A 24408-nucleotide genomic window follows, 5' to 3' on the forward strand; every position below is an offset into this window, starting at 1 on the left:
CCGCGGAACTCGGCGTTCCCGGTCCCGCCACACCCGATGCCCGACCGGCCGACGCCAGAACCCTCACCTTGTCACCTCCGCCAACGCGGTCGTCCGTGATGCGTGACGATCATGCACCGGCGGCGGTCGCCTACCCTTTACCCTTCTTGGGAGCGCTCCCGAGGGGCGCCGGCGGCCACCCCACCCACGAGGAGAATCCATGTCGATGCTCACCAGGCGACACCTGCTGCGCCAAGCGGCGCTGTCGGCCACCGCCGTAACACCGGCCGGTGCCGCCCTGGGCGCGGTCGCCACCGCAGCCGGCGCCACCGCCCTCACCGGTTGCGCCACCGACGACGGCACCGCCCCCACCGATCCGGCCACCAGCGCCGCCGCCCGGTTGCAGTTCCCGGTGGACTTCGGCTGGGGCGCGGCCACCTCGGCGTACCAGATCGAAGGGGCCGCCAAGGAGGACGGCCGGGGCGAGTCGGTCTGGGACACCTTCAGCCGTACCCCCGGGCGCACCCGCAACGGCGACACCGGTGACGTCGCCGCCGATCACTACCACCGCTACGCCGAAGACCTCGATCTGATGCGCGACCTGGGGCTGCGCAGCTACCGGTTCTCCATCTCCTGGCCGCGCATCCAGCCCGACGGCAGCGGTGCCGCCAACCAACGTGGTCTCGACTTCTACCGCCGCCTGATCGACGGGCTGCACGAGCGGGGCATCTCCCCGATGGCCACCCTGTTCCACTGGGACCTGCCGCAGACCCTGCAGGACGCCGGCGGCTGGGAGTCCCGCGAAGTCGCCTACCGCTTCGCCGACTACGCCGCCACCCTCTTCGACGCCCTCGGCGACCGGGTGCCGGTCTGGCTCACCATCAACGAGCCCAAGACCGTGGTGCAGAACGGCTACCTGTACGGCCACCACGCCCCCGGCCGGCGGGATCCCGACGCCGCCTACCTGGTCGCCCACCACCTGCAACTGGCCCACGGCCTCGCGGTGCAGGCGCTGCGCGCCGAGGGCCGGGAGGGTCGCATCGGCCCGGCCTTCAACCTGCACCCCTGCTACCCCGCCGACGACTCCCCCGCCGCCGCCGAGGCCACCCGGCTGTACGACGGTTACGAGAACCGCCTCTACCTCGACTCGGCGCTCAAGGGCAGCTATCCCGAGGACGTCCTGGCCGACCTGGGGCCGGACAGCCGGATGGTGCGCGGCATCCGCGACGGCGACCTGGAGATCATCTCCTCGCCGGTCGACGTGCTCGCCGTGCAGTACTACACCCCGATCTACGTCACCGGCGGCGGCGGCACCACCCGCCGGTGGCCCACCTCCGAGGCCAGCTGGCAGCAGATCTACCCGGACGGGATGTACGACATCCTGACCCGGGTGACCCGGGACTACGGCCCGATCCCGCTGACCGTCACCGAGAACGGACTGCCCACCCCGGACGTCCTCGCCGCCGACGGCACCGTCGAGGACACCGGCCGGGTCACCTTCCTACGTGACCACCTGGCCGCCGCCCACCGCGCCATCACCGACGGGGTGCCCCTGGAGAGCTTCCACGTCTGGTCGCTGCTGGACAACTTCGAGTGGGCCGAGGGGTACGACCAGCGCTGGGGACTGATCTACATCGACTACCCCACCCAGCGGCGCGTACTCAAGCGCAGCGCCCACTGGTACCGCCAGGTAATCGCCGACAACGCGGTGTGAGTCCCGGTTGACGCGCCGGGCCGGCGTACGGATCAGCGCCGCCGGCCCGGCGCGTTGCGGGTGAGGATGCCGTCCAGGGTGGCGTCGGTGCCGGACGCGGGCTGCGCCTAGGCTCACGGGATGGATCGGAACCGACGATCGTTGGGCCGGCCGTTCTGGACGTTCTGGAGCGCAGCCGCACTGGCCAACCTCGGTGACGGCATCCGGGTGGCCGCCTTTCCGCTGCTGGCCGCGGCGCTCACCGACAACCCGCTGGCGGTCGCCGCCGTGGCCGCCGCCCAGTTCCTGCCCTGGCTGGTGTCCGGCCTGCTCGCCGGTGCCCTCGCCGACCGCCGTGGGGCCCGGAGCCTGCTCACCGTCGCCGACACCGGACGGGTCGTCGTGCTCGGCACGCTCGCCGCCGCGATCGCCCTCGGCTGGGCGAGCATCGCCCTCGTGGTGGTCGCCGCCTTCCTACTCGGCATCGGCGAGACCATCCGCGACACGGCTGCCCAGACCGCCGTACCTCGGCTCGTCCCGGACGCTCAGTTGGAGAAGGCGAACGGGCGGCTGGTCGCCGGTGAGATCGTCGGCAACGAGTTCGTCGGCCCGCCGGTGGGGGCGCTGCTGTTCGTCGTCGGCGCCGCCATCCCGTTCGCGGTCAACGGCGCCACGCTCGCCCTGGCGGTGATGCTGGTGTTGTCGCTGCCGCTGACCCTGGCCCACCGGCCCCGCATCGACGACGAGGCGCAGGTCGCCGACGACGGTGTCCTGGCCGGCCTGCGCTGGCTGGTGCGCCAACCGATGCTGCGGACCCTGGTGCTGGTCACCGCCGCCGTGGCCGCCGCCGACACCGCCTGGTTCGCGATCTTCGTGCTCTACGCCCGCGAGGCCCTCGACCTCGGGGCGTTCGGCTTCGGACTACTGCTGGCCACCGGGGCGGCCGGCGGTCTGCTCGGCTCGTTCACCGCCGACCGGCTGATCACCCGGTTCCGCCACCGCACCGTACTCACCTGGTCGATGGCGACCACCGCGGGCGTACCGGTGCTGCTGGCGGTCGTCGCCGACCGGGCCGTGGCCGTGGTCGTGGTGGTCGCCACCAGCGCGGCGTTCGCCGTGCTCAACGTCGCCGCCCTGTCGGTACGGCAGCGGCTGGTGCCCGGCGGGTTGCTGGGTCGGGTCATCGCCGCTTCCCGCCTGGTCACCTACAGCTGTACGGCACTGGGCGCGCTGGCCGGCGGTGCCCTGGCCGCCCGCGCCGGTCTGGGTGCGCCGTTCGTGTTCAGCGGCGCGGTCGCCGTGGCCGCCACCGCAGCCTGGTGGCTCGCCTCCCGGCCGACCATGCCCGGCGCCCTCGGCCTGCGCTGATTCCGATGTTAAGAAGGGGCCCCGCTACTACCGCAGGCGTTAACAAGGGGCCCTTCCTTACCTCAGCGGGGCAGGGCCTGCTGGAGTTCGGCGCGCAGGGCCGGGGTCAACATCTCCCCGGCCTGCTTGGCCAGCCGGGCCATCTCGTAGCCCACCACCCCGATGTCGGCCTCCGCCCCGGCCAGGGTGGCCAGGATCGAGCCGTCCCGGATCTGCATCACCAGGAAGTAGCCGCGACCCATCTCGACCACGGTCTGCTTGACCACGTCACCGTCGAACATCTGGGCCGCACCGGCGGTGATGCTCATCAGGCCCGAGGTCACCGCGGCCAGCTTGTCCGCGTGGTCGCGCGGCAGATGGTCGGAGATCGCGACCAGCAGCCCGTCGGAGGACACCACCACGGCGTGCGCCACACCGGGCACCCGTTGCGTGAACCCGCTGACCAGCCAGCTCAGGTCCCGGGCCTCCTGAGACAACGTTGTCACTTGAGTCCTCCCTCACTCCACGTCCCCGGTGGTGGTACCGGTATTTCGGTGGTCTCCTCGGCCTCGGCCCGTCGCACACCGCTGTACAACTTCGACAACATGCCGCCGACCGCCTCCGGGTCCGGGTCGTGCCGGGTGCTCTGCTGCTGGCCGGGACGGGCCGGCTGGGTGACGGACTGCAACTGCGCCATCGGCACCCGCATCGGCAGTCCCCGGGCGTTGGTGCCCGCCGTCACCGGCACCTCCGGCGGTGCCTCGCCACCGGCGGAGCTCGTCGGTGCGGGCCCCTCCCGGGACCACCACCCGCCGCCGCCGGACGCCGGGACCGCCACCGGGGGGAGTACGTTCTCCGCGCGTACCGGCACGGGGTGTGCCTGTCGGGGCACCGTGGCCGGTCGCCGCCCGGCCACCGGCAGCTCCATCGGAGCGTCGCCGATCTGCGCCGGCGGCGCCGACCGGGGTACCGGTAGCGGACGCTGGGGTACGAAGGGTTCCAACTCCGACGACGGCGACGCCAGCAGGGCACCCGGCAGCCGGACCCGGGCCACCAGCCCGCCGGTTCCGCCGTGCAACCGCACCTCGATGCCGTGCCGGGCGGCCAGATGGCTGACCACGAACAGACCCATCCGCTCGACCGTCGCCACGTCCGCCGCGGGCGGGGTGGCCAGCACGGCGTTGGCCTCGGCCAGTGCGGTCTGGCTCATCCCCAGGCCCTGGTCGGCGATCTCGATGGTCGCCCCGTTGCCCTCCTGACGGGCCATGACCCGCACCAGCGTGTCGGGGCGGGAGAAGGCGGTGGCGTTCTCCAGCAACTCGGCGAGCAGGTGCACCACCTCGCCGACGGCGTGGCCCACCAGATGCAGGTCGGCCACCTCCACGTAGCTCACCCGCTGGTACTGCTCGATCTCCGCGCTGGCGGCCAACAGCACCGCGTTCAACCCGATCGGCCGGTTCCACCGGCGGGTCGATTCCGTGCCGGCCAGCACCAGCAGGCTCTCGTCGTTACGGCGCATCCGGGCCGCTAGATGGTCCAGCTTGAACAGGTTCTCCAGCTGGTCCGGGTCGTTCTCCTCGCGTTCCAGGTCGTCGAGCAGTTCCAGTTGCCGCTCCACCAGCACCTGGCTACGCCGGGCCAGGTTGACGAACATCGCGTTGACGTTGCGCCGCATGTTGGCCTGCTCGACGGCCACCCCGACCGCGCTGCGGTGCACCGCGACGAAGGCCTCGGCCAGTTCGCCGATCTCGTCGAGGGACCGCACCACCGCCGGGGCCACCTCGATGTGGGGTACGCCGCCGGAGACCGAGCGCAGCCGGGCCAGCGCGTCCGGCAGCTCGACCTGCGCGATGTTCAACGCCTGGGAGCGCAGCATGCGGATCGACCTGGCCAGCGAACGGCCGATGAGCACCGAGATCAGTACGGCCACCAGCAGCACCGTGATGATCACCCCGACCATCAGCAGGGTCTCCCGCCACTGGGTGTCGCTGGCCGTCTCGGCCTGTGCGGCCGAGTCCTCCAGCACCCCGGCCTCGAACTCCCGCAGCAGATCGTGGCGTACCTCGCTGAAGGTCCACCAGTCGTCGTCCGGCAGCAGGGTCAGGGCGGTCGGGTTCTGGGTCAGCGCCCGTTCCTCCAGCCGGGCGGCCTGGACGAAGGCGTCGTGCTGACTCATCCGGTCGTAACGGGTCACCTGGGCGTGGCTGGCCGCGATGCGGAAGGTGCCCAGGGCGGTCTGCTGGCGGGCCCGCAGGTCGTTTATCTGTGCCCGGTCGTTGGACTCGTACCCGCCGCTGCGGGCCGCCGCATAGAGTTCCGCGCGTACCCGCGAGGTGAGTTCCTTGGCCCGGGCGAACTGCACGTAGCGGGCCACCGCCTCGGACAGGTCCGGCCGCTCCGCGCCGGGGGCGGGCTGGGAGAGCAGGGTGAGCAGGGCGTCCACCGCCCGGTTGTAGTTGCCCAGGATGGTGTCGTTGCTCAACACCACAGTGGTCGTGACGCTGCGCATGTAGCCGACCTGCTGGTATGCCTGGTACGCCACCGTGAAGGCGTCCTGCCAGGCGGCGTCCCCCCTGCCCACCGGCTCGGCCACCCGGCGCAGCGCCTGGGCCGCCTGGTCGGTGTCGGCGCGGTAGGGGGCCAGGGTTGCGGTCACCTGGCCGGTCTCCTCCTCGGAGGCGGCGGCCCGCATGGCGGGCAGCTCACCGACCGTACGGTCGCGCTCCTGCTGCAACCGGTGCACCAGTTCGGCGATCTCCTGCCCGATGCCCACCTGGGCGGAGAAGTCACTCAGGGTGTTGGCCTGGCTGACCAGGTTCTGGGTCTGCACCCCTGCCAGGACCAGGAAGGCCACCGACGGGATCACCAGTACGGTGGCGAGCTTGGTCCGCATCCGCCAGTCGTGGATGCGCAGGGCGGAACGACGACGGTGGGGCACCACCCGGACATCGAACCGACGCCGACGATGCTGTGACACCGTCGGGTCCTGGTCCGGTCCTGTCCCCACCGCTCCTCCTCCCGCGCGTCCACCGCCGCCCGGGGAGCGTCGTCCATCCAACCAGGCCCCGGACCAGTGTCAACGTCCTGCCCTCACGTTGGTTCAGGAGTGCACCGCCGGGCGTCACCCTATGCCGTGCCCGCCGGGGAGTGATCATCCGTCTGGCCGATGTCGGTCAACGCGACGGCGTCGGCGATTCGGCCACAGGCCACCAGTGCGGCACCGGTGGCCCCGATCTCGGGGTGCCGTCCGAACCACACCTGTCGGGGTGCCAGCACCTCGGCGAAGGCCGCGCGCCACCAGGGGGAGGCGGCCATCGCCCCGCCCCCGAGGACCACCTCCACCGGTGCGGAGACTGTGGACTCCAGGGCGGCCAGGTCATCGACGACCTGGTCGCACACTCCGTACATCAGTCCGGCCAGCAGTTGCACCGCGGTGGTGTGGAAGCTCAGGCCGCCCAGCTCACCCGCGCCGGCCCGGCGGCCGCCCGGCGGGCGGTCACCGCCGAAGGCCACACTGACCGGACGCCGGTCCGCCGGCCCCAACTGACTCAGCGCCGCCTCCAGGGCCGGGCCCTGCGGGAGCCGCAGTTCCCGGTCGGCCCAGGCGAACAGGTTCCCCCCGGCGGAGTAGGCCGCCCCGGTGACCACATGATCGTGATCGACGCGGTACCGCCACAGGTTCGGGGGCAGGGGTGCCAGCGGCGCGTGGGCCGGCATCCGCTGGAGCAGCCGTACCGCCGAGGAGGTGCCCACGGTCACGGCCGCCCGGGTGTGGTCGATGCAGCCGGAGCCGACGTTGGAGGCGGCACCGTCACCGGTCGGTGGGGCCCACCGCGCCCGCGCCAGGCCCGGCCAGCGGCCGGCGTACGCCGAGCGCAGCCGTCCCTGCCAGTACGCCGGTGCCAGCTTCGGCAGGCTGTCGCGGCTCACCCCGGCCAGGGCGCAGGCCTCCGGATCCCAGTCGAGGGTACGCAGATCGAGCAGGCCGGTGCCGGAGGCCTGGGACAACGACATCGGGGCCTCGTCGAGCAGTTGACTCAGGGCGTACTCGACCAGGCCGGTGAACCCGGCCACCGGGCTGCCGCAGTGGGCCCGCAGCCAGGGCAGCCGCACCGACCAGTAGCAGCGGTGCCACCAGGTGCCGGTCCGTTGGTGGTAGGCGTGGGCGTCGGCCGGGCCGGTCAGGGTGGCCGGCGGCTCGGCCCGGGTGTCCATCCAGGTGAGGACCGGCCCCAGGGGATGGCCGTCGGCGCCCAGGGGCAGCACGGAGTGCCACTGGGCACTGACCGCCACCATCTCGATCTCGTGCAGCCATCCCTGCTCGCTCAACTCGTCCAGGCACTCCAGCAGACAGGCCAGGTAGCCGCGCGCGTCGAGGGTGCCGGTGCCGTCGTCGTCGACCGTCAGCTCGATCTTGCGGCGGGCCAAGGCCCCCGGCACCGGCTGAAGGTCGCCGTCCAGCACGAGCCCCCGCACCGAGGAGGTGCCCAGGTCCAGCCCCAGAATGCTCATCGCCGATCAACGTACCCGCTGGTTCCGGGGCGGCAACCTCACCGGGCACCCGGGTACGCCGATCGGCTTCCCCACCGCCGGTTCCGCGCGTAAGGTGAGCGCATGCTTGCGCGACTGTCCTGCTGGTGGCCCGCCGACCCGGCGGCCCACTTCCGCGCCTAGCTTCACCCGCGGCCGCCCGACGAGGCGGCCGCCGGTCCACTCTCCCGGCCCCCGGGCCGCCTCCTACGGCGGCACCCGGCCCGAGGAGAACCGATGACACCGCTGACCGACCTGCTGACCGCCCTCGCCGAAGGCGTCGATCCGGGCCCTTTCGCCCTGATCCGCCGCGAGGGTGCCGAGCATCTGGACCTGTTCACCGGCCCGGTGGGCACGGTCGACCGGCTCGCCGACATTCCGTTACCGGCCGGGCCGCCCGGCCCGGCCACCCTGGCTCTGGTGCCCTTTCGGCAGGTGGCCGAGCGCGGCTTCGCCTGCCGGGACGATGGAGTGCCGCTGGAGTGCCTGCGCATCGACAGCCGGGTACGGCTGCCCCTGGCCGAGGCCCTGGCGGCCCTGCCCGAGGGCCCGGTACGCACCACCGAGGCGGCCTTCGACATCGGCGACGACGAGTACGCCGACATCGTGGCCCGGGTGCTCGCCGAGGAGATCGGCCGCGGCGAGGGGGCCAACTTCGTCATCCACCGCACCCTGCACGCCCGGGTGCAGGGTGCACCGCTGGCCGCCGCGCTGGCCGCGATGCGGTCCCTGCTGCTGCGCGAGCGCGGGGCGTACTGGACCTTCGTGGTGCACACCGGCACCCGCACCCTGGTCGGGGCCAGCCCGGAACGGCACGTCAGCGTCGAGGACGGGCTGGTCATGATGAACCCGATCAGCGGCACCTTCCGGCACACCGGGGTCGCGGCCGACCGGGCCGCCCTGCTGCGGTTCCTCGCCGACACCAAGGAGGTCGAGGAGCTGTACATGGTCCTCGACGAGGAACTGAAGATGATGGCGACCGTGGCCGAGCACGGCGGCCAGGTGGTCGGGCCGTACCTGAAGGAGATGTCCCACCTGGCGCACACCGAGTACCTGCTGGCCGGTCGCGGTTCCCGGGACGTCCGCGAGGTGCTTAGGGAGACCATGTTCGCCCCCACGGTGACCGGCAGCCCGATGGAGAACGCCTGTCGGGTGATCGCCCGGCACGAGAGCACCGGCCGCCGCTACTACGCCGGGGTGCTGGCCCTGCTGGGGCAGGACGACACCGGCCGGCAGACCCTCGACGCGCCGATCCTCATCCGTACCGCCGAGATCACCCCGGACGGTGCCCTGCGGGTGCCGGTCGGGGCCACCCTGGTGCGTCACTCCACCCCGGCGGCCGAGGTCGCCGAGACCCATGCCAAGGCCGCCGGGGTGCTGGCCGCCCTGGGCCTGGGGCCGCAGGCACCGACCACCGGCACCGGCCCGGTGCGCCGGCTGGCCGACGATCCTGAGGTACGCGCGGCGCTGGCCGCCCGCAACGCGCCGCTGTCCCGGTTCTGGCTGGACCAGCGACCGCCGGGGGCCCTCGCCGTGCCCGGGTTGACCGGCCGCCGGGCCCTGATCGTCGACGGGGAGGACACCTTCACCGGGATGCTGGCGCACCAGTTGGGGGCGCTGGGGCTGGCGGTGACCGTGGCGCCCTGGCACACCGCCCCGCCGGTCGCCGGGTACGACCTGGTGGTGGTCGGCCCCGGCCCCGGCGACCCGAACGGCGACACCCCGAAGATGCGCAGTCTGCGCGGCCTGCTCGGCACCCTGCTGGACGACGGTCGACCGACCCTGGCGGTCTGCCTGGGTCATCAACTGCTGGCCGGGCTGCTCGGGTTGCCGGTGGACCGCCGGGCCGCGCCCTACCAGGGGCTGCAACGAACGGTGCCGGTGTTCGGCACCCTCCGACGGCTGGGCTTCTACGCCACCTTCACCGCCCGGGCCGCCAGAGGCCGTCAGGACAGCCCGTACGGTCCGGTCGAGCTGGCCTGGGACGAGACCGACGGGGCGGTGCACGCCCTGCGCGGCCGGGGCTTCGCCGGGGTGCAGTTCCACCCGGAGTCCGTGCTCAGTCCGGACGGCCTGGCCGTGCTGGCCGACCTGCTGGCGGAGCTGCTGCCGGCACCGGCCGGTGAGCTGTCCCCCGCCGGACAGGCATAGCGGCCCCGATCGGGGGTAGCGCTGGAGACAGGACCGGTGGACCGGGCGGGTTTGAGAGCCCTCGCCCGGGCCACCGGTCCGCCGACTGTCAGCCGGCCAGGCCCTGCTTGACGGCCGCGCCGATCTGCACCGCCCGCTTGGCGGTCAGGGCCGTAGCGGCCAGGGCGATGTCGTCCGGTGCGGTCTCGCCGTTGTTGCTGACGTGCGAGGCGCCGTACGGGTTGCCGGCGACGAACTGGCTGGGGTCGGTGTAGCCGGGCGTGACCACGATCCCGCCCCAGTGGTAGAAGACGTTGAACAAGGACAGCAGGGTCGACTCCTGCCCACCGTGTTTGGTGGCGGTGGAGGTGAAGGCCGAGTAGACCTTGTTGGCCAGCGCGCCATTGGCCCACAGCGGCCCGGTGGTGTCGATGAACTGCTTGAGCTGGGCGGCGATCATGCCGTACCGGGTGGGCGAGCCGAAGATGACCACGTCGGCCCAGCTGAGATCGTCCGGCTGGGCCTCCTCGACGTGCTGGGTCTCCAGGTGGTGGGCCGACCATCCCGCGTTGGACCGGATCGCCTCGTCCGGTGCCAGCTCCCGCACCTTGCGCAGGCGTACCTCCGCCCCCGCGTCGCCCACGGCCTCGCAGGCCGCCTGAGCCATCTGATAGGTGATGCCGGTAGCGCTGTAATAGATCACCGCTACCTTGACCTGTGCCGCCATCACGCGTCCTTCCTGCCTCGGGGTTAGCTTCGGCGTCTACCCGATGCTTGCGCCGACAAACACCGGGGTTGTCCACCGGTCGACGGACAAGGGCCACCGGGACCTGCGTACCTCGGGGCGGGTGTCGTCTGACATCCTCGCGGCCATGGAGATCAGGATCGCGACGGCCGCGGACTGGCCGGGCATCTGGCCCTTCCTGCGCGACATCGTCGCGGCCGGGGAGACGTACACCTGGCCCCGCGAGGTAGGTGAGGAACAGGCCCGCGGCATGTGGCTGGTGTCCCCACCCGGTCGTACGGTGGTCGCGGTCGATTCCGACGGCACCGTGCTCGGCACGGCGAAGCTGACCCCCAACCAGTTGGGCCCCGGCGACCATGTGGCCAACGCCAGCTTCATGGTGGCCCCCTGGGCCTCTGGGCGGGGCATCGGCCGGGCCCTGGGCGCTCACGTGCTCGACCTGGCCCGCGCGGACGGCTACCGGGGGATGCAGTTCAACGCCGTGGTGGCCGGCAACACCCGGGCGGTGGCCCTGTGGCGCTCACTCGGGTTCGAGGTGGTCGGGCGGATCCCGGAGGGCTTCCGGCGTCCCGACGACAGCTATGTCGACCTGCTGGTGATGTACCAGCGGCTCTGATCCAGGGGCTTCCTCAAGGCCGGATAGCCTGGGCGGCGTGATGCTTCCCCTGCCCACCGGCGACTTCCAGGCGTACCTGTTCGACTGCGACGGCACCATCGTCGACTCGATGCCCCAGCACTACTCGGCGTGGCGGCAGGCCCTGGACGAGTGGGGCTGCCACTTCCCCGAGGAGTTGTTCTACGCCTGGGCGGGTCGACCCACCGCCGACATCGTGGTCGCCCTCAACGAGCAGCAGCGGCTGAACATGCCCCTGGAGGCGGTCATCGCCCGGCGGGAGGCGCTCTACCAGCAGCTGCTGCCCACCGCGGCCGGCATCCCCGGGGTGCTGCACCACATCGACGACGCGCACGGCCGGATCCCCTTCGCGGTGGTCTCCGGCAGCACCCGCGAGGCGGTCACCGCCTCCCTGGGCGCCCTGGGCATCCTCGACCGGTTCGAGGTGCTGGTCTGCGCCGGTGACTACACCCGACCCAAGCCCGACCCGGAGCCCTTCCTGCGCGCCGCCGAGCTGCTCGGCGTACCCCCGCAGGCCTGCCTGGTCTTCGAGGACGCCGACCTGGGCATCGAAGCCGCCACGGCGGCCGGCATGGCGGCGGTCCGGGTGCCGCAGCCCCGCCAGGGCTGAGCGGTACGGCTCGCGCCTTTACTCAAGAGTTCCGCAAGGTGCCCGACACATGGTTCTCGGCCGCAGTGGAAAGCGCCATCCTGAGAAGACCGCTGCCGGCGACTCGCATCGCCGCCCCGCGGCGGCGAACCTGAACGGGGGATCGCGCTCCGCCACCAACGATGCTGGCGTAGCGCGATCAGGGGTGTGCTCACCTGAATGGCGTGGCCCGCTGATGTCGGTGGCCCCTCCTATGCTGCGGTGGACCACCAGCAAGGGAAGGCGGCCTACCTCGTGGCACCCACCGTTTCGACGGCGCTGACCGGCGCCGAGGCGCTCGCCCTGCGGATGACCAGCCTGCTGCTGCCTCCCACCGCCACCGCGCCCGCCACGGTTGCCGAGGTGGTGGAGTGGTTCGGCGCCATGCAGGCACAGGACCTGGCCAGCGGCATGTGGTCGTTGGGGGTACGACTGCCCGGATCCACCCACGCGGAGGTGCACGCCGCCCTGGAGCGCCGGGAGGCCCTGCGGACCTGGCCGATGCGCGGCACCATCCACCTCGTACCGGCCCGGGACGCCCGCTGGCTGCTGGAGTTGACCGGGGTACGCGCCCTGGCCGGTGCCGCCCGGCGACGGGAGTCCGTCGGCCTGTCCGAGGCCGAGGCCGACCGCGCGGTCGACGTGCTGGGCGCGGCCCTTGCCGGCGGCACCCGCCTGACCCGCACCGAGTGCGTCGCCGCGCTGGTCGCGGCCGGTATCGATGGCGCCGGCCAGCGCGGCTACCACCTGCTGTGGTACGCGGCCCAGCGCGGCGTCACCTGCATCGCCCCCAACATCGACACCGAGCAGACCTTCGCGCTGCTCGACGAATGGGCCCCCGGCCAGCATCGGCTCGACCGGGACGAGGCCCTGGCCACCCTGGCGCTGCGCTACTTCCGCAGCCACGGCCCCACCACCCGGCAGGACTTCGCGGGCTGGACCGGCCTGACCGCCGCCGACGCGAAACGCGCCATCGCCGCCGCCGGGGACGACCTGACCACCGTCCAGGTGGACGGCGTCGAGGCGGTGCTGCACACCCCGCTGTTGGACGCGCCCCGGGTCGGGGCGGACGAGGTGCTGGTGCTGCCCGGCTTCGACGAGTACCTGCTCGGCTTCAAGGACCGCACGCTGATGCTCGACCCGGAGCACAAACAGGCCATCATCCCCGGCGGCAACGGTGTCTTCCAGGCCACCGTCGTGGTCGGTGGCCGGGTGGTCGGCACCTGGAAACGCAGCCTGGCCAAGACCCGGGTCACCCTGGCAGTGCAGCCCCTGGTCGACCTGGTTGCGGCCCGACGGGCGCAGGTCGAGCAGGCCCTCGGCCGGTACGCCGATTTCCTCGCCCTGCCGCCCCGGGTCACCTGGAACAGCTGACCCCTCCCCCGCCTGCTGGCGGCGTCGGGTCCGGCTGCGCGCCCACGTCAGGGAGATCGTGCTCGATCTGGGATCGAGTGGTCTCGTCGAGCTGCCAGACCACTCGATCCCGGATCGAGCGTGATCATGACGGAGTCCCTTTGTGCGCAGACAGCGCAATCACGAAGAAGACGCGGCGTGGTCGACCGAGCACACTAGGCGCACTCTCGTACGGCGATCGGCTGGCCGACATGGTGCCCGGAGGTGCGTGTGTACCGTCCGATCCTGGACCCGCTCGCCGACTCGCTGGCGTTGAGCGCCCTCGTCGCCGGGCTGCCGATCGTCACCCTGTTCCTGTTGCTCGGCGTGCTGCGGGTACGGGCCTGGCTGGCCGCACTCGGCGCACTCGCCGTCGCGCTGCTGGTCTCCGTCCTGGCGTACTCGATGCCGACCGGGCAGGCGCTGCTCACCGCCAGCCAGGGCGCTACCTTCGCGCTGTTCCCGCTCGTGTGGACCTTCGGCACCGCCATCTGGATCTACCGGATGACCGTGACGAGTGGACACTTCGACGTGCTCCGGCGCTCCTTCGCCCGGGTCAGCGACGACCAGCAGGTGCAGGCGCTGGTGATCGCGTTCTGCTTCGGTTCCCTGTTGGAGGGGCTGGCCGGCCAGGGCACCCCGGTCGCGATCACCACGGTGATGCTGCTGGCGCTGGGCTTCCGGCCGATGAAGGCGGCCACGGTGGCGCTGGTGGCCAACACCGTACCGGCCGCCTTCGGGCCGCTAGGCCTGCCGATCACCACCCTGGCCCGGGTGACCGACCTGCCCACCGGTGACCTGGGCGCGATGGCCGGACGACAGGTACCGGTGATCGCACTGTTCATTCCCCTGCTGCTCGTCGGCATGGTCGGCGGTCGCCGAGGGCTGCGCCGGACCTGGCACATCGCCCTCGCCTGCGGCGTGTCGTTCGCCCTGGCCCAGTTCCTCACCTCGAACTACTTCGCGATGGCCCTGGCCGACATCGTCGCCGGGCTGGTCAGCGCCGTGGTGGTGACCGTGACCGCACGGGTGTGGCCGCCTCGACGCCACGACGACCGGGTGCTCGACGCCGACGGCCCGGCGGAACTCGGCACGCCTCCCGGGCAGGCCCCGGCCACCTCGGGCGGGCCGGGCAAGCGGGGCATGGCGGGCGGGCCGGCGGATCCTGCGGTGGCGGTCGCCAGCCGTACGGAAGTGGCTTCGCAGCCGCCGGACACCCCGGTCGAGGTGTGGCGGGCGTACGCCCCGTACCTGGTGATCGTGGCGATCTTCGGTCTGTCGCAGGTGCCCGCGATCGCGGAGGCGCTCAACGCGGTAACGGTGACCTTCAACTGGCCCGGACTGCACCTGCTGACCGTGTCGGGGGCCCCGTCTACCTTGCCGGTCTTCCGGTTCAACTGGCTCTCCTCCACCGGCACCCTGCTGGTGCTGGCCGGACTGGTGACGATGGCGATCCTGCGGGTCACCCCACGCACCGCCCTGGTCGCGTACGGACAGACCCTGGCCTCGCTGCGCTGGGCGATCCTCACCGTGTGCGGACTGCTGGCGCTGGCCTTCGTGATGAACGGCAGTGGGCAGACCGCGACGCTGGGCACCTGGATGGCCGGGGCCGGGGGCCTGTTCGCGCTGCTCTCACCGGTGCTCGGCTGGCTGGGGGTGGCGCTCACCGGCTCGGACACCTCGTCCAACTCGCTGTTCGGTGCCCTCCAGGTCACCGCCGCGCAGCGCGCAGGTCTGGACCCGGTGCTGCTCGCCGCCGCCAACGCCTCCGGCGGAGTGGTCGGCAAGATGATCTCGTTGCAGAACCTGACGATCGCGGCGAGCGCGGTCGGGCTCGACGGCCGCGAGGGCGACCTGTTCCGCCGGATGTTCGGCTGGAGCGTGGTGTTGATCTGCGCGATGGCCCTGCTGGTCGGCTTGCAGGCCACCCCGGTGCTGAGCTGGATGATCCCGTGACGGCTCCGCCGGGTCAGGTCGGCCCGGCCGAGGCCAGCAGGGCAGCTTGATCGTCCCGCTCGGCTTCCCGGGCACGTCGTACCATCCGGCCCACCTCGCGTAGTCCGACCGCCGCAAGGTGGGCGGCGTAGTCCTGCGCCACGGTGTCGTAGGCACGCCGCACACCGACGTACCCGCCGGGGGTCGAGGGGACGGATTCACCGGGAGCCGAGGCCGTGGAACTCACGGCCGCATCATCGCACCAGCGCCGCCGCCCACGCTGGCGACATCCCCGTCGCCGGGCGCGGGCGGCGGCGTCCGTAGGCCCGCCATGGGCGCTGTTAACAAGGGGCCCTTCCTCTACCGCAGGAGTTAATAAGGTGCCCTTCCTTACATTCAGTCGGGCAGGGTCAGGTTGCGGCCGTTGGCGGGGTCGAACAGGTGCAGTTTTTCCAGGTTGAACCAGATGCGCCGGTCCTCCCCCTCGGTCACGGTGGACTCGGCCGACAGCCGGGTGACCAGGTTGGAGCCGGCACCGGCGAAGTCGGCGGCACCGGCGTCGGCGGCCAACTCCTCCAGCTCGGCGGCGGTGGCCCGGCCCCCTTCGACGGTCAGGTAGACGTACTTGTCCGAGCCCATCGACTCGACGATGTCCACCGGGGCGCTGAACTCCATGCCCCGGTCGCGGCTCTGCTCGTCGACCAGTTCGGCGTCTTCGAAGTGTTCGGGGCGGATGCCGAGGATCAGCTCACGCGGGGCATCCGCCTCGGAGAGCTCCCGGCGGATCCGGTCGCCGATCGGCAGGTCACCCAGGGCCGTACGCAGCCGGCCCTCCTCGAGGGTCGCGGGCAGGAAGTTCATCGACGGCGAGCCGATGAAACCGGCCACGAAGAGGTTGTTCGGGTGGTCGTACAGCTCCTGCGGCGGGCCGACCTGCTGGACCGCCCCACCCCGCATGATCACTACCCGGTCGCCGAGGGTCATCGCCTCGGTCTGGTCGTGGGTGACGTAGACCGTGGTGGTGCCGAGCTTCTTCTGCAGCCGGGACACCACGGTACGCATCTGCACCCGCAGCTTGGCGTCCAGGTTGGACAGCGGCTCGTCCATCAGGAAGGCCTTGGGTTGACGCACGATGGCCCGGCCCATCGCCACCCGCTGCCGCTGGCCACCGGAGAGGTTGGCCGGCTTGCGGTCCAGCAGAGAGGTCAGCTCCAGGACCTTCGCGGCCTCGTCCACCTTCTGGTCGATGGTGGCGCGATCCAGCTTGGCCAGCCGCAGCGGAAAGGCCATGTTCTCCCGCACGGTCATGTTCGGGTACAGCGCGTAGGACTGGAAGACCATCGCGATGTCCCGATCCCGGGGCGCCTTGTCGTTCACCCGCTGCCCGTCGATGCGCAGTTCACCGGAGCTGATGTCCTCCAGCCCGGCGATCATGTTGAGGGTGGTGGACTTGCCGCAACCGGAGGGACCGACCAGGATCACGAACTCGCCGTCGGCGATCTCCAGGTCGACCTCCCGCACCGCCGTGGTGCCGTCCGGGAACTTCTTGCTCACCTTGTCGAGCACGATGTCAGCCATGAGAAACCACCTATCCCTTGACGGCGCCGGAGGTCAGGCCGGAGACGATGCGGCGCTGGAAGAAGAGGACGAACAGGATGATCGGTACGGTGATCACCACGGCGGCGGCGCAGATGGCCCCGGTCGGGTCCTCGAACTGCGAGGCGCCGGTGAAGAACGACAGCGCCACCGGCACCGTGCGGGACCGCTCGGTGGAGGTCAGCGAGATGGCGAACAGGAAGTCGTTCCAGCAGAAGATGAAGACCAGGATGGCCGTGGTGAACAGCCCCGGCGCGGCCAGCGGGGCGATCACCCGCCGGAAGGCCTGGGCCTGGGTGGCGCCGTCCATCTTGGCCGCCTTCTCCAGGTCCCAGGGGATCTGCTTGAAGAAGGCCGACAGGGTGTAGATCGCCAGCGGCAACGCGAAGGTGATGTACGGCAGGATCAGGCCGGGCCAGGTGTCGAAGAGACCCAACTGCCGCTCGATCTCGAACAGCGGCGAGACCAGCGACACCTGGGGGAACATCGCGATCAGCAGGGAGACCCCGACCAGCAGCCGCTTGCCGGGGAAGTCCAGCCGGGAGATCGCGTACGCGGCCATCGCGCCGAGCACCACGGCGATCACGGTCGCGATCATCGCGATGCCGATCGAGTTGACCAGGGCCCGGACGAACTGGTCGGTGCCGAAGATGTTGCGGTAGTTGTCCAGGGTCCACTCCCGGGGAATGAACTTCCCGTCGGTGAGGGTGGCCGGGGTCTTGAACGACAGCGACATGATCCACAGCACCGGGATCAGGGCGAAGACGACCACTACGGCGTTCAGCAGGCCCCATTGCAGCTTGGCGCGGCGGGCGGTGGTGTCAGCCATGTCAACGCCTCTCCCCGTCGTCGCTGCCGGGGGCAGCGGTACCGAACAACTTCACGAAGATGAACGCGATGATCGCCACCGTGATGAAGATCAGCACCGACATGGTGGAGCCGATGCCGAGGTTGAGCCCCCGGATCAGGTTGTTGTAGGCGATCATCGACACCGAGGAGGTGTCGTTGGCCCCGGAGGTCAGCACGTAGATGTTGTCGAAGACCCGGAAGGCGTCCAGGGTGCGGAACAGCAGCGCGACCAGGATGGCCGGCTTCATCACCGGCAGCATCACCTTGGTGAACCGCTGCCAGGCGGTGGCTCCGTCGGTGGAGGCCGCCTTGAGCAGGTCCTCCGGCACCAGGGCCAGGCCCGCCATCAGCAGCAACGCCATGAAGGGGGTGGTCTTCCATATCTCCGCCAGCATGATGATCGCCAGCGAGCTGGCCCGCTCGGTCAACGGCGCCCCGTCGGAGAAGAGGTTGGCCAGGTAGCCGGTGCCGGGGGTCCAGGCGTACCGCCAGGAGAAGGCCGCGACGACCGTGACGATGCCGTACGGGATCAGGGCCGAGGTCCGCACGATGCCGCGACCGACGAGCGTACGGTGCATGATCAGGGCCAGCCCCATGCCGAGCACCAGTTCCACGGCCACGGTGACCACCGTGATCAGCATGGTCACCCCGAAGGCCGTCCACCAGAACTCGTTGGTCAGCACGGTCACGTAGTTCTGCAGGCCGACGAACTCCCGTTCGGCGGGGAACCGCAGGTCGTAGCGCTGCAACGACAGCCACACCGAGTAGAGGATCGGGTAGGCGGTCACCGCGATCATGACCAGCGCGGCCGGGGCGCACAGCAGCAGACCCAGCCGGCGCTCGGCCCGCTTGTTCTCGCTCAGCGGCGTCTTGCGCCGCCGGTTGTTCCGCTGCGCGGGGACCGCGGCGTGCCGACCCTCGGTGCGGGTGTCGGTCCCGTCGGCGGCCACCTCCGCGCCCGCCGGGGTGGCGTTGATACTCATGCCCGCACCCCCGTGTGGTGTCGCCGGCTCATGGCAGGACCCCCTTGGACTCCAGGGCGTCGGCGATCGCCGCACGCAGTTCCTTCGCGGTGCTCTGCGGGTCGATCGCCGCCGGCGGCGACAGGATCGCCGAGGTCACCGTGGAGATGCTCTGGTACGCCGGGGTCAGCGGCCGGACGGCCGGATCCCGCAGCTGTTCGAGGATGGTCTCCTTCATCGGGTACGCCTCGTCCATCTCCGGGTCGTCGTAGACGCTCTCGATGGTCGGCGGCACCCCGTCGTTGATCGCGGAGAACTTCTGGTTCTCCGCGTTGCGCAGGCACTTGGCCGCCTCGAAGGACTCCTCAGGATGCCTGGAGTAGCGGCTGACGGCCAGGTTGACCCCGCCGATGGTCACCCGAGCCGGGGCGTTCCCGTCGACCCCGGGCACCCGGGCCCAACCCACCTGCTCGGCGAGCTGCGGGTTGGCCTCCTGCATCGCCGGGTAGACGAACGGCCAGTTCACCTGGAACGCCCCGGAGCCGGACTGGAACTCCAGCCGTACCGGGTCCTCGGTGGCGTTGCTGAACGACGGCGAGGCCACTCCCGAGGTGGCGAAGGTACGCAGCACCTCCAGGGCCCGCACGGCACCCTCGTCGACCACGGCCTCGGTGCCGTCCTCGTTGAGCAGGTTGCCGCCGGCACTGGCCACCAGGGTGTTGAAGAGCACCACCAGGCCCTCGTACTGGGCCCCCATGGTGAGCACCTGATGCGGCTTGCCCTGTTCCTTGAGCTGCTGCGCCGTCGAGATCATCTCGTCCCAGCTGGTCGGCGGCTCCGGCACCAGGTCCTTGCGGTACCACAGCAGCTGCACATTCGTGTTCTTCGGCGCCCCGTAGAGCTTGTCCTCGTACCGCGCGGTCTCCAGCGGGCCCTCCAGGGTGCCCTCCTCCACCTCGGCGCGGTCGGATCCGGTCCACTCCAGGATCCATTTCGCGCCGGCGAACTCCTGGGTCCAGGTCACGTCGAGACCGAGCACGTCCATGCCGTCGTCGGAGGCGGCGAGCCGCCGGACCAACTGCACCCGCTGCTCGTCGGCCTCCCGGGGCAGCACCCGGTTGACGATCCGGTACCGCCCGGCGGCCTCGGTGTTGCACCGGTCCACCACCTGCTGAAGGTTCTGCTCGGGCGGGTAGTAAAGATTGATCTCGGGTACGCCGGTGTCGTCGCCTGCGGCACAGGCCGCCAGCGGCGCCAGCACCGTCAGCGTCGCGGCAGCCGCCGCCACACGTACGCGGGGTCGGCGCCGGCCCTCGTCCGGGTCATTCATGTCGGCATCCCCCTCCCCCTCCTCCTAGGTGGGCCAACATCCGGGGAGGATCCCGTGCCCCGGCGCACGGCGAGACGATCAGGGCCTGTGACCTGCTGGTTTCCGGACCCCACGTGTCGTGGCAGCAACACTGCCCGACCTGCGCAGGCACGAAACCTGACCCAGGTGAGCCGACATCGACAGGCGCCTCGGTGGCCCAGATCACACCCGAGGAGTGCCCGTACCGCCCGGCGCTACCCTCGGGCGATGGATGCGACCTTCTTCTTCGACCCTGCCTGCCCGTGGACCTGGCGAACCTCCCGCTGGCTGGTGGCCGTCGCCGAGACACGTGGCCTGAGCATCGAGTGGCGGGCCTTCAGCCTGAGCATCCTCAGCGGCGGCAACATCCCCCCGGAGTACGCCGACGCGGTGGCCGCCTCCGGCCGGGCGTTGCGGCTGGTAGAGGCGCTGCGGGCCGAGGGCCGCCACGCCGACGCCGGCCGGTTCTACACCGAGTTGGGCACCCGCACCCACGACGCCGGCAATCCGCCGAGCGGCAAGCTGGTGGAATCGGCCGTCGAAGCGGCCGGGCTAGACGACATGGCCGCCGTCCTGGACGACGAACGCTGGGACGAGGCCGTCCACGCCTCCCACGCGGAGGCGTACGCCTCCGCCGGTCCGGACATCGGCTCACCGGTGCTCATGGTCCCCGGCGCCGACCGGGGCATCCACGGCCCGATCCTGACCGAGGTGCCCGGCACCGAGGACGCCCTGACCCTCTGGGACAACATGGTCCCCCTGATGCGCATGCCGTCCTTCCACGAGATCAAACGCGGCCGCCGCTGACCTGCTTTCGCGATCTCGGGCAACTTCGGGGAAGGTGTCGCCTCGCCACGCCGGCAGGGGACATCTTCCCCGGAGTTGTCTGACCCACTAGCGTTGAACGCGCATCGCCGTCAGCGCGTACGCCGTCGCCGTCGATACGCCACCGGCCGACCCCGATCCGCCCGATCGGTTGGTTCTCCCGGGAACAGCGCACCGCCGCTCCGATTGGGCAGGATCATCTCCAACGAGGAGGTGCCGTCGTGGTGCAGGACACCCGCACTCTCGCCCTGACCTTCGAGGTGAGCGGCCTGCCACCGGTCAAAACCGAGGCGTTGTCCATCTTCGCCGCCGGGCACCGGCAGGCGACCAGGGTACGCGCGCTGCTCCAGGCTGCCTGCGAGGCGGCGCAGCGTACCGGCTGGACTTCACTGTCCGGCCCGATCGAGGTGGACCTGACCCTGCGCTGTCCACCCGGGCGTCGTACCTCCGACGCGAGCACCCTGCTGGGCGGGGTGTGCGCGGTGTTGCAGGACAAGAAGCGGGTCGCCAATATCGGGCTGGCCCACCTCGGGGTCCTGGTCGATGTCGCCGTCTACGACGACGACAAGCAGATCCGCCGACTGTCGTACGCCGAGGAACCCGCCGAGGAATTCTCGTATCAGGTACGGGTCGCGGCCATACCAGAGGCGGTTTGACCGACGGCTGCGGTGGGGTACCGCAGCCGCCGACGAAGGGAGCGCCGATGTCGGAGCCACATGTCACGCTGGAACCCCGTGACCCGGTGCAGGAGAAGCTGCGCGGGCCGCTGGAGCAGCAGCTGACCTCGGCGCTTCAGGCAGCAATCGACCGGGTCCGCGGCCAGTACGCCGGGGAGCCGGTCGAAATGGTCTGCCAACGACTGCTGGACGAGACCCGCGTAGGGCTGCACCCCGACATCGCCGCCGGCTTCCAACCCGACATGGACGAGTTCTGCCGGGTCGCGGTAGCCATCGTGCGGGGCGAGAACCCCTGAAACGACCGCGCACCTCGCGGGCTGGCTGCCGAGGTTCAGGGTGCGGTGGCGAAGGTGGCCTCGGCCGTGGTGACCGTGCCGGCGGTGCGGCCCGGGGCGGAATGGTGCGCCCAGTACAGGTTGGTGTGGGCGATGACCTGCTCCGGCGGGGGCGCACCCCAGGCGGTGAGGTCCTCCGTGGTGTGCGCGTCGCTGACCAGGGTCGCGTCGTAGCCCCGCACGAACGCCCCGTGCAGGGTGGAGCGGATGCACACGTCGGTCTGCGCCCCGCTGACCACGAGCCGGCCGACCCCGAGCCCGACCAGGACGGTCTCCAGGTCGGTCGCCTCGAAGGAGTCGGCGTAGTTCTTCTCCACGAGTGGCTCGGCGTCCTCCCGGGTCAGCTCCGGGACGATGCGCCAGTCCTCGCTGCCCCGGGCCAGCCCCTTGTCGGAATGCTGGACCCACACCACCGGCACGCCCTCCTGACGTGCCCTGTCGATCAGGACGGCGATGTTGGCCACGACCTCGTCCCGTCGGGTCGCCGTGGCGACCACCCCGTTCTGCACGTCGATGACGAGTAAGGCGGTGTGCGGACGGTTCTTCAGAGTGGTCATGACTCCCCCGTCGGATCGATGTGTGACCACGCTAGACGAGGGGTCCGACAGACGGTCTTGCGCGGTGCCGCCACCCGAATCAGCCCGGCGACACCGCCCCGGTCCGCCGGTGGCGCCGGCGACAGGTGAGTAGGCCGGCGGCGACCAGTACCCCCGGAAGTATCCCGATCCCGCTCACCAGGGCGGCCGGTCCGTACACCAGCCGCGGCAGCGGACCGCGGGCCTCAGGTAGCCCGGCGACCTGGTGATCGACGTACCCGGCGGCGTGGCAGGTCACGAAGACCGGCCCGCCCTCCGGCACCTCGAAGGTGCCCAGCAGGAGGGTCACGATGCTGTCGCTGTTGTCGGTGAACGGCACCGCGGGTTCGGAGAACGCAAGCTCGTCGCCCTTTTGATCGACGATCGTGCACTGGCGTGCCGACGCATTCGGCTCGTACGAGCGGTAGACGGCGTGTCGCCCTTCGCTCAGTCGTACGGCGACCCCCTGGCCGTGACCGACCGCCACGGCATCGGCCGGCACGAACCGCACGACGGACAGTTCGGCGCCGACCCGGACGAACTCCGGCACCACGAACAGGCCGGCCAGTCCGATCAGGCCGGCCACCACCCACCAGCGGCGTACCCAGAACGAACTCCCGGGTGCTCCGAGGTCGGCCGGCCCCCTGGTGACCAGCCATGCCACCCCCGCACCGACACCGAGGGCGCCGGCCAGCGTCGTCCACCCCACGGTCGGCGCCCAGGTTCGGGCCAGGTCGAGGCTCGCGCCGAGCGGAACCACGTACCGGTAGAGCAGGATGTTGCCGACGAGGAACAGCGTCGCCGTCCCGACGGCGACCACGAGCACCCGCAGCAGAGCACCGCGCAGACCCGGCACCCGCCCATCGCGTACGACGCAGAGGTGGCCCGCCGCGACAGCGGTGCCGATCGCCAGCAGCTTCGCCGCCGTCGTCAGCTCGGCCAGTTCGGGCCGATATCCCTCATATTTGCCGGCATCCAGGACGACCAGGGTCAGGACAAGGCCGGCAGCCGTCCATCCGATCAGCACGGCGGCTGCCACCAGGAACCGAGCGGGGCGCGACATCCGACCAGGCTAAAGGGCATCGACGGGACACGAAGTCCACGCCGCGGGCCCGGGTCGGGTCAGGACCGGTTCCGCACGCCCCGGCCCTGACCCCAAGCTCGGCGTGGCAGCGACCGACCAATGCCCCGGTCCGGCCCATCGACCGTCACCAGGGCAACGGGCGGCACGCCCGCACTCAGCTCCACGGTGCCCACACCGAACTTCGGTGCCGCGACCGACCCCTGGCGAATCGCGACACCGCAGGGGAGATTAGGTGGGCCGAGGGCGGCCCGGGCCCGCCCGATTCGACGATTACCAGCAGGGTGCAAAAGCCGCCGGAGGTGGTAACAGCACGCAGGCCGCCAGCGCTGATCGAAATCGGGCCGTACCTCAGAAGTGGTGCAGCAGTTCCGGGAAGGCCCGCAGGTGCAGTACCCCCTCGTCCGCCGGGTCCAGTTCGTCGTGCTCCAACACCCAGGTGTTGTCGTTCGGGATGAACACGGCACGCCACCCGGCGGCGCGGGCCGGCAGGATGTCCGAGCGCGGCGAGTTGCCGATCATCCAGGCCCGTCCCGGGTCGATCCCGTGTTCCCGGCCCAGCCACCGGTAGGTGTCGGCGTTCTTCTCCGACACGATGTGGGCGGCCGAGAAATGGTGCAACAGCCCGCAGGCGTCCAGCTTGCGCTGCTGCTCCTCCCGTTCGCCCTTCGTCAGCAACAACAGTTCGTGGCGGCCGGCCAACTCGTCCAGGGCGGCGGCCACCCCGGGCATCAACTCGACCTGGTGGTTCACCAACGCCATCGCCAACTCGTCGATCTCGCGCTGCTCCGCCATGGTGGCCGGTCGCTCCCGCAGCCGCTCCAGGCACTCCCGCAGACTCCGCAGGAAGACCTTGCTGCCGTACCCGTGGGCGACCGCGTTGGCCCGCTCGATGTCATCCAGCACGGCCCGGATCTGCACCCGGTCCAGCGTCGGATGATCGAGCCAGGCCAGAAAGTCGTCGATCACCCGCTCGAAGACGACATTGTTCTCCCACAGCGTGTCGTCGGCGTCGAACACCAGCACCCGCCCCGGCTCGACCCCGGTCACCTCACCAGTCACCCCGCGACTCTAAGCACCCCCACCCCTCCCCCACGACCCAATAACCCCACCCTCCCTCTCCCACCCGCCCGTCCCCGTCTTCCGT

At 71.1% G+C, this 24408-nt stretch carries 22 protein-coding genes; 10 read left to right on the forward strand and 12 right to left on the reverse strand.

The genetic code is table 11. The annotated features are described in order from the left end of the window. Positions 1-199: 199 nt before the first annotated feature. On the forward strand, positions 200-1693 hold the full coding sequence (locus ACGFIK_RS06420; RefSeq protein WP_327025139.1) for a GH1 family beta-glucosidase: 1494 nt from the start codon (positions 200-202) through the stop codon (positions 1691-1693). Between the two features lie 120 nt (positions 1694-1813). Beyond that, positions 1814-3040, forward strand: a complete 1227-nt coding sequence (locus ACGFIK_RS06425) for an MFS transporter (protein WP_327025138.1) — start codon at positions 1814-1816, stop codon at positions 3038-3040. 62 nt (positions 3041-3102) lie between these two features. Here ACGFIK_RS06425 and ACGFIK_RS06430 read toward each other — a convergent pair whose 3' ends face one another. From ACGFIK_RS06430 to ACGFIK_RS06440, 3 genes are all read right to left on the reverse strand, one after another. Further along, the gene (locus tag ACGFIK_RS06430; protein ID WP_327027061.1) at positions 3103-3516 is read right to left on the reverse strand and encodes a roadblock/LC7 domain-containing protein; all 414 of its coding nucleotides are present in this window, start codon (positions 3514-3516) and stop codon (positions 3103-3105) included. Positions 3517-3521: 5 nt separating this feature from the next. After that, positions 3522-6026 carry a nitrate- and nitrite sensing domain-containing protein gene (locus tag ACGFIK_RS06435; RefSeq protein WP_393338018.1) on the reverse strand — a complete coding sequence of 835 codons (2505 nt, stop codon included), beginning with the start codon at positions 6024-6026 and terminating at the stop codon, positions 3522-3524. Positions 6027-6145: 119 nt separating this feature from the next. Further along, positions 6146-7531, reverse strand: coding sequence for an FGGY family carbohydrate kinase (locus tag ACGFIK_RS06440; RefSeq protein WP_393338021.1), 1386 nt, complete (start codon positions 7529-7531; stop codon positions 6146-6148). Between the two features lie 255 nt (positions 7532-7786). On the opposite strand from ACGFIK_RS06440, the gene ACGFIK_RS06445 reads away from it, so the two are divergent. Beyond that, the gene (locus ACGFIK_RS06445) at positions 7787-9700 is read left to right on the forward strand and encodes an anthranilate synthase family protein (RefSeq protein ID WP_357530970.1); all 1914 of its coding nucleotides are present in this window, start codon (positions 7787-7789) and stop codon (positions 9698-9700) included. 88 nt (positions 9701-9788) lie between these two features. On the opposite strand, the gene wrbA is transcribed toward ACGFIK_RS06445, so the two are convergent. Continuing rightward, positions 9789-10406 carry an NAD(P)H:quinone oxidoreductase gene (gene wrbA / locus ACGFIK_RS06450; protein ID WP_357530971.1) on the reverse strand — a complete coding sequence of 206 codons (618 nt, stop codon included), beginning with the start codon at positions 10404-10406 and terminating at the stop codon, positions 9789-9791. Between the two features lie 145 nt (positions 10407-10551). On the opposite strand from wrbA, the gene ACGFIK_RS06455 reads away from it, so the two are divergent. From ACGFIK_RS06455 to ACGFIK_RS06470, 4 genes are all read left to right on the forward strand, one after another. Then, positions 10552-11040, forward strand: coding sequence for a GNAT family N-acetyltransferase (locus ACGFIK_RS06455; RefSeq protein WP_327025133.1), 489 nt, complete (start codon positions 10552-10554; stop codon positions 11038-11040). Positions 11041-11077: 37 nt separating this feature from the next. Further along, positions 11078-11668 (forward strand): HAD family phosphatase, encoded by a 591-nt coding sequence (locus tag ACGFIK_RS06460; RefSeq protein WP_327025132.1) that lies wholly within the window; start codon positions 11078-11080, stop codon positions 11666-11668. A gap of 327 nt (positions 11669-11995) precedes the next feature. Next, positions 11996-13060: a winged helix DNA-binding domain-containing protein gene (locus ACGFIK_RS06465; RefSeq protein WP_393338532.1), complete on the forward strand. Its 1065-nt coding sequence runs from the start codon at positions 11996-11998 to the stop codon at positions 13058-13060. A gap of 243 nt (positions 13061-13303) precedes the next feature. Beyond that, a complete protein-coding gene (locus ACGFIK_RS06470; RefSeq protein ID WP_327025130.1) occupies positions 13304-15034 on the forward strand; it encodes an L-lactate permease in 1731 nt (576 codons plus the stop codon). Between the two features lie 13 nt (positions 15035-15047). Here ACGFIK_RS06470 and ACGFIK_RS06475 read toward each other — a convergent pair whose 3' ends face one another. The 5 genes from ACGFIK_RS06475 to ACGFIK_RS06495 all read right to left on the reverse strand — a co-directional run bounded on the left by ACGFIK_RS06475 (position 15048) and on the right by ACGFIK_RS06495 (position 19750). Then, positions 15048-15260, reverse strand: coding sequence for a hypothetical protein (locus tag ACGFIK_RS06475; RefSeq protein WP_327025129.1), 213 nt, complete (start codon positions 15258-15260; stop codon positions 15048-15050). A 149-nt stretch (positions 15261-15409) separates the two neighbouring features. Continuing rightward, on the reverse strand, positions 15410-16591 hold the full coding sequence (locus tag ACGFIK_RS06480) for a sn-glycerol-3-phosphate ABC transporter ATP-binding protein UgpC (protein WP_327025128.1): 1182 nt from the start codon (positions 16589-16591) through the stop codon (positions 15410-15412). A 10-nt stretch (positions 16592-16601) separates the two neighbouring features. Then, the gene (locus ACGFIK_RS06485; protein ID WP_327025127.1) at positions 16602-17438 is read right to left on the reverse strand and encodes a carbohydrate ABC transporter permease; all 837 of its coding nucleotides are present in this window, start codon (positions 17436-17438) and stop codon (positions 16602-16604) included. Between the two features lies 1 nt (position 17439). Then, positions 17440-18441 carry a sugar ABC transporter permease gene (locus tag ACGFIK_RS06490; protein WP_327025126.1) on the reverse strand — a complete coding sequence of 334 codons (1002 nt, stop codon included), beginning with the start codon at positions 18439-18441 and terminating at the stop codon, positions 17440-17442. Positions 18442-18469: 28 nt separating this feature from the next. Continuing rightward, the gene (locus ACGFIK_RS06495; RefSeq protein ID WP_327025125.1) at positions 18470-19750 is read right to left on the reverse strand and encodes an ABC transporter substrate-binding protein; all 1281 of its coding nucleotides are present in this window, start codon (positions 19748-19750) and stop codon (positions 18470-18472) included. Between the two features lie 246 nt (positions 19751-19996). Here ACGFIK_RS06495 and ACGFIK_RS06500 point away from each other — a divergent pair, with 246 nt between their 5' ends. The 3 genes from ACGFIK_RS06500 to ACGFIK_RS06510 all read left to right on the forward strand — a co-directional run bounded on the left by ACGFIK_RS06500 (position 19997) and on the right by ACGFIK_RS06510 (position 21566). Then, entirely contained in the window at positions 19997-20575 is a 579-nt protein-coding gene (locus tag ACGFIK_RS06500) for a DsbA family protein (RefSeq protein ID WP_327025124.1), read from the forward strand. Positions 20576-20817: 242 nt separating this feature from the next. Further along, positions 20818-21249, forward strand: a complete 432-nt coding sequence (locus tag ACGFIK_RS06505) for a hypothetical protein (protein WP_357531023.1) — start codon at positions 20818-20820, stop codon at positions 21247-21249. A gap of 47 nt (positions 21250-21296) precedes the next feature. After that, the gene (locus ACGFIK_RS06510) at positions 21297-21566 is read left to right on the forward strand and encodes a hypothetical protein (RefSeq protein WP_327025123.1); all 270 of its coding nucleotides are present in this window, start codon (positions 21297-21299) and stop codon (positions 21564-21566) included. Positions 21567-21601: 35 nt separating this feature from the next. On the opposite strand, the gene ACGFIK_RS06515 is transcribed toward ACGFIK_RS06510, so the two are convergent. The 3 genes from ACGFIK_RS06515 to ACGFIK_RS06525 all read right to left on the reverse strand — a co-directional run bounded on the left by ACGFIK_RS06515 (position 21602) and on the right by ACGFIK_RS06525 (position 24287). Then, positions 21602-22162 (reverse strand): cysteine hydrolase family protein, encoded by a 561-nt coding sequence (locus tag ACGFIK_RS06515; RefSeq protein WP_327025122.1) that lies wholly within the window; start codon positions 22160-22162, stop codon positions 21602-21604. A 79-nt stretch (positions 22163-22241) separates the two neighbouring features. Then, the gene (locus tag ACGFIK_RS06520) at positions 22242-23243 is read right to left on the reverse strand and encodes a hypothetical protein (RefSeq protein WP_327025121.1); all 1002 of its coding nucleotides are present in this window, start codon (positions 23241-23243) and stop codon (positions 22242-22244) included. 369 nt (positions 23244-23612) lie between these two features. Next, positions 23613-24287, reverse strand: coding sequence for an HAD family hydrolase (locus ACGFIK_RS06525; protein WP_327027059.1), 675 nt, complete (start codon positions 24285-24287; stop codon positions 23613-23615). Positions 24288-24408: the final 121 nt, after the last annotated feature.

It is taken from the genome of Micromonospora sp. NPDC048871 (assembly GCF_043198155.1).
GTDB lineage: Bacteria > Actinomycetota > Actinomycetes > Mycobacteriales > Micromonosporaceae > Micromonospora.

What these genes read in the sequence shown, in the direction of transcription:
- ACGFIK_RS06465 (WP_393338532.1), top strand. Translation starts at nt 11,996, where the DNA reads ATGACCAGCCTGCTGCTGCCTCCCACCGCCACCGCGCCCGCCACGGTT.
- ACGFIK_RS06445 (WP_357530970.1), top strand. Translation starts at nt 7,787, where the DNA reads ATGACACCGCTGACCGACCTGCTGACCGCCCTCGCCGAAGGCGTCGAT.
- ACGFIK_RS06510 (WP_327025123.1), top strand. Translation starts at nt 21,297, where the DNA reads ATGTCGGAGCCACATGTCACGCTGGAACCCCGTGACCCGGTGCAGGAG.
- ACGFIK_RS06515 (WP_327025122.1), bottom strand. Translation starts at nt 22,162, where the DNA reads ATGACCACTCTGAAGAACCGTCCGCACACCGCCTTACTCGTCATCGAC.
- ACGFIK_RS06490 (WP_327025126.1), bottom strand. Translation starts at nt 18,441, where the DNA reads ATGAGTATCAACGCCACCCCGGCGGGCGCGGAGGTGGCCGCCGACGGG.
- ACGFIK_RS06455 (WP_327025133.1), top strand. Translation starts at nt 10,552, where the DNA reads ATGGAGATCAGGATCGCGACGGCCGCGGACTGGCCGGGCATCTGGCCC.
- ACGFIK_RS06480 (WP_327025128.1), bottom strand. Translation starts at nt 16,591, where the DNA reads ATGGCTGACATCGTGCTCGACAAGGTGAGCAAGAAGTTCCCGGACGGC.
- ACGFIK_RS06500 (WP_327025124.1), top strand. Translation starts at nt 19,997, where the DNA reads ATGGATGCGACCTTCTTCTTCGACCCTGCCTGCCCGTGGACCTGGCGA.
- ACGFIK_RS06495 (WP_327025125.1), bottom strand. Translation starts at nt 19,750, where the DNA reads ATGAATGACCCGGACGAGGGCCGGCGCCGACCCCGCGTACGTGTGGCG.
- ACGFIK_RS06485 (WP_327025127.1), bottom strand. Translation starts at nt 17,438, where the DNA reads ATGGCTGACACCACCGCCCGCCGCGCCAAGCTGCAATGGGGCCTGCTG.
- ACGFIK_RS06440 (WP_393338021.1), bottom strand. Translation starts at nt 7,531, where the DNA reads ATGAGCATTCTGGGGCTGGACCTGGGCACCTCCTCGGTGCGGGGGCTC.
- wrbA (WP_357530971.1), bottom strand. Translation starts at nt 10,406, where the DNA reads ATGGCGGCACAGGTCAAGGTAGCGGTGATCTATTACAGCGCTACCGGC.
- ACGFIK_RS06425 (WP_327025138.1), top strand. Translation starts at nt 1,814, where the DNA reads ATGGATCGGAACCGACGATCGTTGGGCCGGCCGTTCTGGACGTTCTGG.
- ACGFIK_RS06520 (WP_327025121.1), bottom strand. Translation starts at nt 23,243, where the DNA reads ATGTCGCGCCCCGCTCGGTTCCTGGTGGCAGCCGCCGTGCTGATCGGA.
- ACGFIK_RS06420 (WP_327025139.1), top strand. Translation starts at nt 200, where the DNA reads ATGTCGATGCTCACCAGGCGACACCTGCTGCGCCAAGCGGCGCTGTCG.